Raw genomic sequence first — 12,499 nt, forward strand, 5'->3', positions numbered from 1 at the left:
ACCTGCGCTCCCTCACTCCTCCAGCATCTCCTCTTCGGCGCCGGGGTCGCTCCCGCTCGCCTCCGGGGTCGACGCCTCCGCCGACGCGTCGGGGGTCTCGCTCTCGGGGTGCTCGCGGATGGTCCGGATCTGCTCGTACGGGAAGAAGTTGCGGCCGGTCTCGCGGTCGAGCCACACGCCGGTGTCGTAGAACTCCAGCCTGTGGCCGCTCACCGGGGACGTGACCTCGCGCTTGCCGCCCTGCTCGCCGTGTCGCTGGACGAGGTAGACGGAGTAGGTACTCTCGGGCATCCCACGGGAGATTCGACGCTCCGGGCGAAAAGTGTGGGGGTGATTCCCCAGTTCGGCGACCAATTTTGTCGGCGGCGGCTTCAGCGTCGGAGCCACGGCCCGGCGAATGCAGAGCCTGCGACTACCGCGACCGGAGCAGGGAGAACGGTCCCTTCGATTCCTGCTCGGCTGTCTCCCGCTCGACCGCCTCGCGCGCCCGTCGGGCTCGGATGCGGTTGAACGCGATGCCCCCGGCGACGACCAGCGCCAGCACCGCGGCCGACCGGAGCTTCGGCCCCATGCTGGGACGACCGGTCGACCCGCCGTCCGTGGTCGCCCCGGACGCCTCCGACGATCCGCCTGTGCCGAGCGAGAACGACCGTCCCTCGTCGCCGCCGGGATTCATCGACCAGCTGAACTCGGAGTCGTGGAAGTGAATCTCGAGGATTCCCATGCCCCGGTGATTCGCCGAGCGCGAACTTAGCGGTTGGGGCGGGCGGCCCCGACGGCGCAGCGAGCCTACAGCCCCCGAGAGTGGCCGTGCCGCGCACTCGTACCCCCGACGCCGCCCCGACCCGAAGTAGAAGTTTCATTAGCGCGTGGCCGCATCTCCCGGTATGAACCAGTCGAACCGGGAGTTCCTCGAGAGCCTGCTGACGACGCCGAGTCCGTCGGGGTTCGAGGCCGACGTCCAGCGCGTCTGGGTCGACTACGTCTCGGAGTTCGCCGACGAGGTCCGGACCGACGAGTACGGAAACGCGGTCGCCGTCGTACGCGGCGGCGACCCCACCGTCGCGTTCACCGGCCACGCCGACGAGATCGGGCTGATGGTCAACAGCGTCGACGAGGACGGCTTCGTCCGGCTCTCGCGGGTCGGCGGCACCGACCGCACCGTCACCAAGGGCCAGCACGTCGAGATCCACACCGACGACGGCGTGGTCCGGGGCGTCGTCGGCCAGACCGCAATCCACCTCCGGGACACCGGGGAGGACGAGATCGAGGACGTGGCCGAGCAGCACGTCGACATCGGCGTCGGGACCGAGGCCGAGGCCCGGGAACTCGTCGACGTGGGCGATCCCATCACCTTCGACACGCCGGTCCGGAAACTGGAGGGCACCCGGATGGCGGCCCGCGGGATGGACAACCGCGTCGGCATCTGGGTGGCCGCGGAGGCCGCACGGCGCGCGGCCGAGGCCGACGTCGACGCCACGGTGTACGCGGTCAGCACCGTCCAGGAGGAGCTAGGCAAGCAGGGCGCCAAGATGGTCGGGTTCGACCTCCCGGTCGACGCCGCGCTCGCGGTCGACGTCACCCACGCGGTCGACTCGCCCGACATCGCCGACGAGCGCGACCAGCACGGCGAGGTCGAACTCGGCGACGGTCCGGTGATCGCCCGCGGCTCGTCGAACCACCCCGAAGTGGTCCGGACCGCCCGCGAGGCCGCCGCGAGCGAGGACCTGCCGGTCCAGTTGCAGGCCTCGGGGCGCTCGACCGGCACCGACGCGGACGCCTTCTACACCTCGCAGGGCGGCATCCCGTCGCTGAACGTCGGCCTGCCGAACCGCTACATGCACACCCCGGTCGAGGTCGTCGACACCGAGGACCTCGACGCCGCGGCCGACCTGCTGGCGGCGTTCGCCGCGGAGTCGGCGGGCCGCGACGGGTTCGCGGTCGACATCTAGGACAGTTCATCATCTCCAACCGTTCTCCGGACGCTACCTTTCTTAATCAGGCCGAATCGCCCACTGGCTTCGAATACGATAAGTACCAGTTGTCGAAACGATGACCCGGTAAGAACGTTACAGATGGCTATCAACGACGCAGTCCGGCACGTCGGTCCGGACACGGACACCGCTGCCGGCGAGTTCTGGCGACACGCGTTCGAGCACCTGGTCGAACACCTCCCCGAACCCGCGTTCCTCGTCGACGGCGGCGGGGACATCGTCCAGTGGAACCGGGGCGCCGAGGAGATGACGGGGTACCCGGCGGAGGAGGTGATCGGCCGGCACGCCTACGACGTCTTCGGCACCGAGGGCGAGGACGAGACGCTGGCCGAGACCGTGATCCGGACCGGCGAGGTCATCCGCGAGGAGGAGATCCGATCCGCGGCGACCGCCGACGGCGAGCGGGCCCACGCAAGGGCGTTCGGCGTACCCGTCACCACGCCGGAGGACGAGGTCGTGGGTGCGGTGGAAGTCCTCAATCGCGTGACCGAACTCGTCGAACAGCAGGAGACGATGCGGAATCTCCAGGCCCAGATGACCGACGAGGTCGAGTCCGCGGTCGACGAACTCCGGGAGTCGACCGCCGACGTCTCCGAGGACTCCCAGCGGGTCAGCGACCTCGCGGACGAGCAGGAGGAGAACCTCCGGGAGGTCCAGTCGGAGGTGTCGTCGCTGAGCGCCACGGTCGAGGAGATCGCGTCGAGCGCCGACGAGGTGAGCACCCGGAGCACCGAGGCGAAGGAATCGGCCGAGGAGTCGGTCCAGAGCGCCGAGCGCACGCTCGAGACCGTGGACACCGTCACGTCGGAGTCGGAGGCGGTCGCGGCCGACGCCCGCGAGCTGGAGGACCGCGTCAACGACATCGGCGAGGTGGTCGAGGTCATCGACGACATCGCCGACCAGACCAATCTGCTCGCGCTCAACGCCAACATCGAGGCGGCCCGCGCCGACGGTGACGGCTCCGGGTTCACCGTGGTCGCCAACGAGATCAAGGAACTCGCCGAGCGGTCGAAGGACCGCGCGGACGAGATAGAGGAGATCGTCGCGGAGGTCCGCGAGACGACTCACGACACGGTCGAGAAGATCGAGGCCAACGACCGGCGACTCGACGAGGTCGCCGACGACGTCGAGACGGTGGTCGAGAACCAGCGGGCCATCGTGGCCGCGGTCAAGCAGACCGACGACGGCGTCTTCCAGATCGCCGACACCACCGAGGAGCAGGCCGCGAGCGCCGAGGAGATCGCCAGCATGACCGACACGGTCGTCGGCCAGGCCGGGGACGTCTCCGACTCGGTCGAGGGCATCGCGGCCGCCAACGAGGAGCAGACGGCGATGGTCCGGGAGATCGCGAAGAGCATCGAGTCGCTCGAGGCGTCCATCGAGGACGTGACGGAGTAGTCCGGCGACCTCGATGCTCTCGGCGACGCCGTCCGGGAGCGACGATTTACGGTCCCGCCGGTCGAACCACCGGTATGGAGATTCCCTACGCCGACTCGACCCTCGACGTCGCGTTCCCCGACTGCGACGTGACGGTCGCGGAACCGCCGGGCGGCGACCCCGTCGACCCGTGCGAGGCCGCCGCGGAAGCGCTCGCCGACCCCCACGGCCCGCGCCTGCGCGAGCGGGTCGGCGCCGACGACGAGGTCGCCGTCGTCGTGACCGACGTGACCAGGGCGACGCCCGACGACGTGCTGGTGGACGCGCTGGTCGAGGAACTCGGCGCGGCGGGCGTCGAGCGCGACCAGATCACCATCGTCGTGGGGCTCGGCCTCCACCGGCCGATGACCGACGACGAACTCCGCGAGGCGCTGGGCGAGTACGCCGACCTGGCCGAAAACCACGACGCCGGGGCCGCCCGCAGAGTCGGCGAAGTCGAGGGACCGGACGGCGAGTCCGTCGCGGTCGAACTCAACCCGACCGTCGCGGACGCCGACGCCGTGGTCTCGACCGGGATGGTCGAACCCCACCAGTACGCCGGGTTCTCCGGCGGCGCGAAGACGGTCGTGGTCGGCGGCGGCGGCGAGTCGCTCATCGGGTACACCCACGGCCCGGGGATGCTGGCCCAGGAGGGCGTCCGCCTGGGCCGGGTCGCGGGCAACCCCTTCCGGGAGATGCTCGACGAGGCCGGCGACCTCGTCGGGGTGGACTTCTGCCTGAACGTCACCCACGCGCCGGCAGGGAGTCTCGTGAGCGGAGCGAACGAGACCTCGGAAGTCGAGCGGAGCGAGTCTTCCGGTGTCCTCGGCGCCAGCGCGGGCGACCACCGAGCGGTCGTCCGGGACCTCGCCGACACGGCGAGGGCGGCGCTGTCGGTCGGCGTCGAGGGTGGCTACGACGCGGTGGTCGCCGGCGTCGGCGCGCCCAAGGACGCCAACCTCTACCAGGCGACCCGGGCCGCGACCTACGTCGCGCTCGGCGATTACGACCCCCTGCGGGCCGACGGTCGGCTGGTCGTCCCGGCGCGCTTGCAGGAGGGCGCGGGCGAGGGCACGGGCGAGCGGCGCTTCTACGAGTGGCTGAGCGGGGCCGAGAGCGCCGAGGCGCTCTACGAGGAGATGCGACGGGGCTACGACCCCGGCGCCCAGCGCGCCTTCGTCGTGGCGCGGGTCCTCCGGGAGTACGACCTCTCCGTGACGAACAGCGAACACCCCGAAATCGTCGAGGACTGTCTGATGCACGCCCGCGAGTCGGTCGAGGACGCGGTCGAACCGGGCAGCGACGTGCTGGTGGTCCCGGACGCGCTCGACACGCTGCTGGTCGAGAAGTAGCGGAACGGGCCGACGGTAGAGCCGTCGTCACCGGGCCGCCGACGTCCCGGTCGGCCGCTCGTGCTCGTCGCCGATCTCCTCGAGCACCCGGTCGTGGAACTCCTGCAGGACGGCGCTCTCGTCCTCGGCCAGCACCACGTCGCTGGCCATCAGGGTGGCGAGGCCGAACGCCCTGGGCGTCGGGACGTCGACCCGGTTGGTGACCACAGACACCTCGCCGGCCTGGACGTCGGCGAGCACGTCCTCGATGGCCGACACGGCCAGTTTGTCCTCGATTATCTCGCGGTAGGTCTCCTCGACGACCGCGAACTCCTCGAGGTCCTGGGCGAACCCCAGCAGCATCTCGCTGGAGACCTGCTGCTCGCTGGCGGACTTCTCGTAGCCCTTGTAGCGCTTCAGGATCATCAGCGACCGGGTGGCGTTGATGCGGAAGTACCGCTGGAGGAGCTCGGTCCCGTCGAGCGCGGCCCGGAGGTCGCTCCGGACGTCCTCGGGGCGGACGTCACGGAGAATCTCGGCCACGTCGACCTTCCGGTTGAGCGGCATCGACACCGTGAAGCCGTGGTCGGCGACCGCCAGCGAGACGTTGGTGTTGGCGGCGTTGGCACAGCGGTAGGCGACGACCCGCGAGAGGCCGTCGTTGAACTTCCGGCCGTAGTTCGAGTGGACGTAGTAGTGGCGCTCGTACTCGTCGCGGTCGAGTTCGACCTCGACCGCGAGCCGGCTGTCGGTGCTGACGCTCCCGGTGCCGGCGTACCGGAGCTGCTCGTCGAACATCCGGGCGATTGCCCGGACGCTGTTCTCGTCCAGCGGGAACTCCCGGAGCCACACCCGGACCGCGGGCTTGCCCCGCTTCTCGAACCGGTCGAGGAGGTCGCCCTGGAACTCGAGGATGGACCGGCCGAGGTCGTACGACAGCGGCAGCCGCTCGGAGAACCACGACGGGACCGTGGGCCGGGCGTTCGTCCGGTCGGCGTACACCTTCGACCCGCGGCGGTACCGGAACTCGAAGTGCTGGCCGCCGAGGACGAACACGTCGCCCTTCTCTAAGGTGTCGAGGTACGACTCGTCGAGGTCGCCGACCCACTCGTTGTCGGCGCGGGTGAACACGTCGCACGTGAACGAGTCGGGGATCGTCCCGATATTTGTCATGTAGATGACCCGGGCGAGCCGGCCCCGTTTCCCTATCAGGGGCTCGCCCACCTCGTAGTCGGGGTAGTGGTACTCGCCGTCCGGCGGGTCGTTCTCGTCGCGCCAGATCTTGGCGTAGACGTTCTTGTCCTCCAGCCCCTCGTAGTCGGAGGTCAGGTACCGGAACAGGGTCTCGAACTGGTCGTCCGAGAAGTTCCGGTAGGGGTAGGCCCGGCGGAGCGTCTCGCGGACCTCCCGCTCGGGCCGGACGTCGTTGATGGCCATGCCGTAGACGTGCTGGACCGCCACGTCGTAGGCCTCCTCGGGGACGAACACCCGGTCGACGAACCCCTCCTCGGCCTTCTTGAGCATCACCGCGCACTCGACGAGCTCGTCGCGGTCGAGCGCGATGACCCGCCCCGCGACGGTCTGGCCGAGCTGGTGGCCCGCCCGGCCGACGCGCTGGAGCAGCGAGGCGACCGACTTCGGCGAGCCGACCTGGACCACGAGGTCGACGTGGGGCATGTCGATGCCCAGTTCCAGGCTCGTGGAGGTCGTCACCACGTCGAGCGCGCCCGCCTTGAGGTCCTCCTCGATGGACTGGCGGGCCTCCTTCGAGAGGCTGCCGTGGTGACAGCCCGAGTTGTCCTCGTCGTAGACGGCGTAGCGCTCCCGGAGGTTGTGGAGGACCCGCTCGGCGCCCGACCGGGTGTTGGTGAACACCAGGGTGTTGGTGTGCTCGGAGACGAGGTCGTCGAGCTGGTCGTAGAACCGCTCGTTGACCACGTCCCGGGGCGTGGCGATGAGGTCGTCGGTCGGACACTGGAGTTCGATGTCGAACTCCCGGACGAACCGGGTGTCGACGATCTCGCAGTCGCGGGCGCGGCCCGGTCCCGACTCCCCGCCGGCGTCCGCCCGGCCGACGAGGAAGTCCGCGATGTCCTCGAGCGGTTCGACGGTCGCCGAGCAGCCGATGCGGGTCGGCGACGACTCGACCATGTTCTCGAGTCGCTCCAGACTCACCGCGAGGTGGGTGCCCCGCTTGCCGTCGGCGAGGCTGTGGATCTCGTCGACGACGACGTACTCGACGGTCTCGAGCTTCCGCTTGAACTTCGGGGAGTTGAGCAGGATGGCCAGCGTCTCGGGCGTCGTGTTGAGGATGTGGGGCGTCTCCTCCAGCATCTTCCGGCGAGCCGCGTCGTCGGTGTCGCCGTGCCGGATGGCGTGGCGGACCGACGGCTCGCCGTCCATCCGGGCGGCGATGCCCTCCAGGGGCTCGGCCAGGTTCCGGTGGATGTCGTTGGCCAGCGACTTGAGCGGCGAGACGTAGAGGCAGTACACCGAGTTGTCGAGCCCGTCGGGCTCCTCGCGCTCCCGTCGGAACAGCTCGTTCAGGATGGCGGTGAAGGAGCTGAGCGTCTTCCCGCTGCCGGTCGGCGACGCGATGAGGGCGTTGTCCCCCTCGTGGATGAGCGGGATGGCCTCCTTCTGCGGCGGCGTGAAGAACCCGCCGTTGTCGGGGACGTACGCCCCGAACTGGTCGACCCACCACTCCCTGACCGCCGGTTCCAGCGATTCGAGGACGTCGGCGTCGTCCACCGCGACCGACTCGGCGTCGAAGTCGAACTCCCCGCGCGCCAGTAGCTCGCGCGCTCCCATCTTGGCGGACCGTTGGGGGCGGGTACTTAAGACGGTTTGGTCGCCGGAGTGAAAGTGAAACCGACGCCTCGAACGCCCGACGGGACCGTCCGGCGGACGCTTCACCCGTGCTCGCGTCCGGTCGGTCCAATTCCGGCCGGCGCTGCAAGCAGGACGTTCTGGAATTTGATTTAATACTTTGGCACCCGGTGAAAGTGTACCTCGCGGGTTGATGGACTCTATTCGGTGTTGGACGCAGACAGCTGTAATTTCGTATATTTATAAATAAGCCCCGCGCTCAGCCGACGACGCCGTATCCCGCGAGGAGCACCCAGATTCCGACCGCCGCGAGGACGAACCCCGCAGGAATCCGCCAGAGGCCGAACGTCCGGGACCGGACCAGGTCCGCCTGCTGGCGGTCCGAGACCAGGAACATCGGCTCCTCACGCTCGTCGGCCTCGCGGATCTCCATCTGCTCGGGGGTGCTGGGCGCGACCGCGTCGCCGCGGGGGTGGACCGTCCCGTAGACGTACACCTCCTCGCCGGGCTTCAGGAGGTGCTGGTGGTAGCGCCGGTCGCCCTCCTGGTTGCCCCAGTCGAGCGACTCGATGAGCGGCGCGTCCGACCGGCCCGGCGTCGAATCCGAGGCGAGGAACTCCCGAACCGGCTCGGGCGGGTCGTCGGGACCGCCGACCTCGATGGTCCCCTCGGCGAGTTCGTCGAGGTCGAAGTCGGCGCCGTCGGGCCGGACCCGGATCGTCCCGGTGTCGTCCTCGACCGCGAACGCCGACACCGACGCGACGCCGCCGCCCACGGTGTGCCAGTCGGAGTGCTTGCCGCTCTCGTCCCACTCCTCGATCTCCCAGTCGGCGGCCAGACAGGTCTCCTCCGTGAACGGCGCGCGCATCGTCTCCCCGTCGACGGGTCTGGCTGCCCCCGTAATCTCGGTCGGACCGGGGTCGACGTGCCAGATGTCGGTGGTCGGGGTCTCCCGCATGAGTTTGCGCTGACGGTACCGCGTCAGTCCGCCGTACAGCAGGTACGCGCCGGCCGCGAGCGCGGCCAGCGAGAGGACGGTCCAGAACGGGGACGGGGAGGGCATATTCGGGCGCCGATATGTAGGCGCACCCCGAATAACTGGCGGTCGCCGCCCCGCCCGAAGCGATTATCCCACTCCGTCCCCGGGAGTCGAACATGCAGGTCACGTTCCTCGGCACGGGTAGCGCGATGCCGACCGGCGAGCGGTACCAGACCGGCATCGTCGTCGGCGACGAGGCGGCCGACCGGCGCGTGCTGGTCGACTGCGGCAGCGGCGTGCTCCACCGCCTCCAGCAGTCGGGCATCGGCTACGAGAACGTCTCGACGGTCCTGTTGACCCACCACCACCTCGACCACGTGGCCGACCTCCTGCCGCTGCTGAAGGCCCGGTGGCTCGCGGGCGAGGAGCACCTCGAAGTCGTGGGCCCGTCGGGCACGAAGGCGCTGGTCGACGACCTGCTCGGCGTGTTCGACTACCTGGAGGGGCGGATGGACGTCCGAGTCCGGGAGGTCGGCGCCCACGAGTTCGAGGTGGCCGGATTCGACGTCGAGGGGTACGAGACCCGCCACTCGGTGCCGTGCCTGGCCTACCGGTTCGACGACGTCTCCGAGTCAGGCTCGAAGGCTCGCGGGACTTCGTCCCGCGGTGGGTTCACCTACAGCGGCGACAGCGAGGCGTTCGCCGGCCTCCCGAACTTCGCCGACGGCTGCGACGCGCTGGCCCACGACTGCTCGTTCCCCGACGACGTGGACGTCGACAACCACCCCACGCCGACCCAGCTCGGCGAGGCGCTGGCGGAGTCGGGCGCCGACATCGGCCGGGTCTTCCTGACCCACCTCTACCCCCACACCGAGGGCCGCCACGAGGAGATGCTCGACTCCATCGAGGCGGTGTACGACGGCGACGTGCGGTTCGCTGATGACCTCCGAACCGTCGAGCTGTAGGCTCGACATCGTTCGGAGGAATCAGCGTCGCGGACGACTCGCGAACCGTCGAGTTGGAGAACGGGGCGGGCCTGTCGAGAGCCTCCCGGCGATACCGGCCGTGCGCCAAACTGTTTTCCCGCGACGCCGCATCTCGTACGGCATGACCGACCAGTGTCAGTACCTGGAGTACCGACCGCTGTCGGCGGCGGGTGGGTCCGGCGATGGCGAGGGCTCCGACGGCGCCGGCAGTTCTGACGCCGAACCCCGGGCCTACTGCACCGCAGCCGACCGGTTCGTCCAGGCGATGCGGGCCGACGTCTGCAACCGGCGGTACGGCCTCGACCCCGAGACGGACTGCGAGTTCTACCGCGAGGTCGAGGGGTTACCCGAGGCGCCGGGCGACGAGGGGGCAGCGGCAGGGGCCGACGCGGGCGGCCAAGGAGGTGCGGAAGACGGGAGCGGCCCGGGATACGCTGACGGCGCGGGAGGCGACTGAGGATGGCCTACGCGGACTACCTCGACGGCGAGCCCGTCGTCATCACGGCGGCGCTCACCGGCGGGGTCCAGGGCAAGGAGGCGAACCCGAACCTGCCCGAGACCCCCGAGGAGATCGGCCGAGCCGCCGCCGAGTGCGAGGAGGCCGGCGCGGCCGTGGTCCACCTCCACGCCCGGCGGCCCAACGGCGAGCGGTCGTTCGACCGCGAGCGCTTCCAGGCCACCACCGACGAGGTGCGCTCGCGGACCGACCTCGTCGTCCAGCACTCGACCGGCGGGACCGCCGCGCCGCTCGAAGCCCGCCGGCAGTCGCTCCGGACCGACCCGGCGCCCGACATGGCCAGCCTCGACATGGGGCCGCTGAACCGGTACCGCCACCTCACCAGCGAGAACACCCGGGCGATGGTGGACTCGCTGTACGACGAGATGAAGGAGCGAGGTATCAAGCCCGAACTGGAGGTGTTCAACGACGGCCACCTCAACGAGGTCCGGGGGCTGCTGGAGCGGCGCGACCTCGACGAGCCGGTGTACGCGACGCTCATCTTCGGCGGCGGCACCACGTCGCCCCCCTCGCCCCGGAACCTGCTGAACGCCGCCGACAACCTGCCCGAGGGCGCGCTGTTCAACACGCTCGGATTCGGCCCCCATCAGCTCCCGCTCACGACGATGGGTGTCCTGCTCGGGGGTCACGTCCGGGTCGGCCTGGAGGACAACGCCTACTTCCGGAAGGGCGAACTCGCCGAGAGCAACGCCCGGCTGGTCGCCCGGACCGCCGACCTGGCCCGGACGCTCGGCCGCGACCCCGCGACACCCGACGAAGCTCGCGAGATACTGAATCTGTGAGGAACCGACGAGATTCTGCATTTGTGAGGGGTCGGTGACGGACGCGTCACCAGCTTACCACTCCGTCCGGCAAGGCTGAAGGCCGCGCTCGGGCTACGTCCACGCGATGACCGACACCGACGCGCCGCCGCTCGCGAGCAGCAACTACGTCACGAACACCTGCATCGAACGCCCGGGATCCGGCGTCGACGAGGAGGTCCCGGGAAGCGAGTTCGTCGCCCCGCCGGAGGGCGAGTGATGGCGGGACGCAACCCCCACGCGGGCCACGACGACCCCCACGCCGGACAGGACGTCGCCACCGCCGGAGCAGACCTCGAAGACGCCGACGCCGCGGTGGTGTTCGTCCACGGCCGAGGTGCGACCGCCCAGAGCATCCTCCAGATGGCCGGCGAGTTCGACGCCGAGGGCGTCGCCTACCTCGCGCCCCAGGCCCGCGGCCGGACCTGGTACCCCAACTCGTTCATGGCGCCCATCGAGGACAACGAGCCGAGCCTCTCGTCGGCGCTGGACTGGCTGGGCGACCTCCGCGAGCGGATAGCGGACGCCGGCATCCCGGCCGAGCGGACGATGTTCGTCGGCTTCTCGCAGGGCGCCTGCCTCTCGAGCGAGTTCGTCGCCCGGAACGCCCGAGGGTACGGCGGGCTGGCCGCGCTCAGCGGCGGGGTCATCGGGCCGGACGGGACCCCGCGTGACTACGACGGAACTCTGGACGGGACGCCGGTGTTCCTCGGCTGCAGCGACAGCGACCCCCACATCCCGCTGGAGCGCGTCCACGAGACCCGCGACGTGTTCGAGGACCTGGACGCAGACGTCGAGGAGCGCATCTACGAGGGGATGGGCCACGGCGTGAACCGGGACGAGACCGAGTACGTGACTCGGATGGTCGAAGACCTGGCGGACGCTGAGTGAGGAAGGAACGCGCCGGTACCGGTTGCGACGTCGAACCGTCACCGATACCAACCGACGGAGCCTTCGATTCCGACGTGAGCGAGCACACGGTCACCGTCTACACCCGCGAAGCGTGTCATCTCTGCGAGGACGCCATCGAAACGGTCGACGAGGTCGCCGACGAGGTCGACGCCGAGGTGTCTGTCGAGGTGGTCGACGTCGACGAGGACCCGGAGCTCCGCGAGGAGTACGGCGAACGCGTCCCCTACGTGCTCGTCGACGGGAGGCCGCAGTTCAAGTACCGGGTCGACGCGGTCTCGCTTCGGTCGCGCCTCGGCGACTGACTCAGAGCCGGGCCGCGGCCAGCCGGTCCGCCAGCGACCGGACCCCCGAGAGGGCCCGGGGAAGGGCGGCCGTGCCGGCGACGGAGACCGCCGCACTCGTCGCGACGACGGCCCACGGGGTCCCGACCGCGGCGTCGGTGGCCGCCCCGAGGAACGCCGCCCCGGCGACGGTCGCGCTGTAGTAGGCCGACCGCAGGGGCAGGGTGTAGGGGTCGCCGGGCCGGGGCCACTCGCCGACGTCGATCCACCCGCCCCGGAACGTCGCGGCCGCGACGGACGAGACCGCGATAGCGGTGAGGCCCGCGAGCGCGACCGGCCCCTGCGGGGTCGCGAACAGCAGGAGCACGAGCGCCGGAATCGAGAGCGTCGATATCTCCAGGCCGGCGAAGAAGAGGTGGTCGAGCCAGCGCTCCCATCCTTCCATCGCCATCGG

14 protein-coding genes are annotated in these 12,499 nt (G+C 70.1%); 9 read left to right on the forward strand and 5 right to left on the reverse strand.

Annotation, left to right across the window (positions count from 1 at the left end; genetic code table 11):
• Nucleotides 1-12 precede the first annotated feature (12 nt).
• Together DVR07_RS09565 and DVR07_RS09570 are read right to left on the reverse strand one after the other, a co-directional pair.
• Nucleotides 13-291, reverse strand: a complete 279-nt coding sequence (locus DVR07_RS09565; RefSeq protein ID WP_193570125.1) for a hypothetical protein — start codon at nucleotides 289-291, stop codon at nucleotides 13-15.
• A gap of 121 nt (nucleotides 292-412) precedes the next feature.
• A complete protein-coding gene (locus tag DVR07_RS09570) occupies nucleotides 413-724 on the reverse strand; it encodes a hypothetical protein (protein ID WP_115796744.1) in 312 nt (103 codons plus the stop codon).
• Nucleotides 725-887: 163 nt separating this feature from the next.
• Here DVR07_RS09570 and DVR07_RS09575 point away from each other — a divergent pair, with 163 nt between their 5' ends.
• The 3 genes from DVR07_RS09575 (at nucleotide 888) to DVR07_RS09585 (ending at nucleotide 4,762) form a co-directional block, all read left to right on the forward strand.
• Nucleotides 888-1,952 carry a M20/M25/M40 family metallo-hydrolase gene (locus DVR07_RS09575; protein ID WP_115796746.1) on the forward strand — a complete coding sequence of 355 codons (1,065 nt, stop codon included), beginning with the start codon at nucleotides 888-890 and terminating at the stop codon, nucleotides 1,950-1,952.
• 123 nt (nucleotides 1,953-2,075) lie between these two features.
• The gene (locus DVR07_RS09580; protein ID WP_115796749.1) at nucleotides 2,076-3,392 is read left to right on the forward strand and encodes a methyl-accepting chemotaxis protein; all 1,317 of its coding nucleotides are present in this window, start codon (nucleotides 2,076-2,078) and stop codon (nucleotides 3,390-3,392) included.
• Nucleotides 3,393-3,466: 74 nt separating this feature from the next.
• The gene (locus DVR07_RS09585; RefSeq protein ID WP_115796751.1) at nucleotides 3,467-4,762 is read left to right on the forward strand and encodes a lactate racemase domain-containing protein; all 1,296 of its coding nucleotides are present in this window, start codon (nucleotides 3,467-3,469) and stop codon (nucleotides 4,760-4,762) included.
• A 27-nt stretch (nucleotides 4,763-4,789) separates the two neighbouring features.
• Here DVR07_RS09585 and DVR07_RS09590 read toward each other — a convergent pair whose 3' ends face one another.
• Nucleotides 4,790-7,552 carry an ATP-dependent helicase gene (locus DVR07_RS09590; RefSeq protein WP_115796753.1) on the reverse strand — a complete coding sequence of 921 codons (2,763 nt, stop codon included), beginning with the start codon at nucleotides 7,550-7,552 and terminating at the stop codon, nucleotides 4,790-4,792.
• Nucleotides 7,553-7,829: 277 nt separating this feature from the next.
• Nucleotides 7,830-8,633 carry a GIDE domain-containing protein gene (locus DVR07_RS09595; protein WP_115796755.1) on the reverse strand — a complete coding sequence of 268 codons (804 nt, stop codon included), beginning with the start codon at nucleotides 8,631-8,633 and terminating at the stop codon, nucleotides 7,830-7,832.
• 92 nt (nucleotides 8,634-8,725) lie between these two features.
• Between DVR07_RS09595 and DVR07_RS09600 the strand changes: the two genes are divergently transcribed.
• The 6 genes from DVR07_RS09600 to DVR07_RS09620 all read left to right on the forward strand — a co-directional run bounded on the left by DVR07_RS09600 (nucleotide 8,726) and on the right by DVR07_RS09620 (nucleotide 12,066).
• Nucleotides 8,726-9,514 (forward strand): MBL fold metallo-hydrolase, encoded by a 789-nt coding sequence (locus DVR07_RS09600; protein WP_115796758.1) that lies wholly within the window; start codon nucleotides 8,726-8,728, stop codon nucleotides 9,512-9,514.
• A gap of 142 nt (nucleotides 9,515-9,656) precedes the next feature.
• Nucleotides 9,657-9,992 (forward strand): hypothetical protein, encoded by a 336-nt coding sequence (locus DVR07_RS22355; RefSeq protein WP_115796760.1) that lies wholly within the window; start codon nucleotides 9,657-9,659, stop codon nucleotides 9,990-9,992.
• A 2-nt stretch (nucleotides 9,993-9,994) separates the two neighbouring features.
• The gene (locus DVR07_RS09610; RefSeq protein ID WP_115796762.1) at nucleotides 9,995-10,834 is read left to right on the forward strand and encodes a BKACE family enzyme; all 840 of its coding nucleotides are present in this window, start codon (nucleotides 9,995-9,997) and stop codon (nucleotides 10,832-10,834) included.
• A 106-nt stretch (nucleotides 10,835-10,940) separates the two neighbouring features.
• Entirely contained in the window at nucleotides 10,941-11,072 is a 132-nt protein-coding gene (locus tag DVR07_RS22500) for a hypothetical protein (protein WP_255457513.1), read from the forward strand.
• Entirely contained in the window at nucleotides 11,072-11,743 is a 672-nt protein-coding gene (locus tag DVR07_RS09615; RefSeq protein WP_115796763.1) for an alpha/beta hydrolase, read from the forward strand. Before DVR07_RS22500 ends, DVR07_RS09615 begins: the two co-directional genes overlap by 1 nt.
• 74 nt (nucleotides 11,744-11,817) lie before the next feature.
• Nucleotides 11,818-12,066 (forward strand): glutaredoxin family protein, encoded by a 249-nt coding sequence (locus DVR07_RS09620; protein WP_115796766.1) that lies wholly within the window; start codon nucleotides 11,818-11,820, stop codon nucleotides 12,064-12,066.
• A gap of 1 nt (nucleotide 12,067) precedes the next feature.
• Here the strand turns inward: DVR07_RS09620 and DVR07_RS09625 are convergent, their stop codons facing one another.
• Nucleotides 12,068-12,496 carry a hypothetical protein gene (locus DVR07_RS09625; protein ID WP_115796768.1) on the reverse strand — a complete coding sequence of 143 codons (429 nt, stop codon included), beginning with the start codon at nucleotides 12,494-12,496 and terminating at the stop codon, nucleotides 12,068-12,070.
• Between the last annotated feature and the right edge of the window lie 3 nt (nucleotides 12,497-12,499).

It is taken from the genome of Halorussus rarus, from assembly GCF_003369835.1.
Lineage (GTDB): Archaea > Halobacteriota > Halobacteria > Halobacteriales > Haladaptataceae > Halorussus > Halorussus rarus.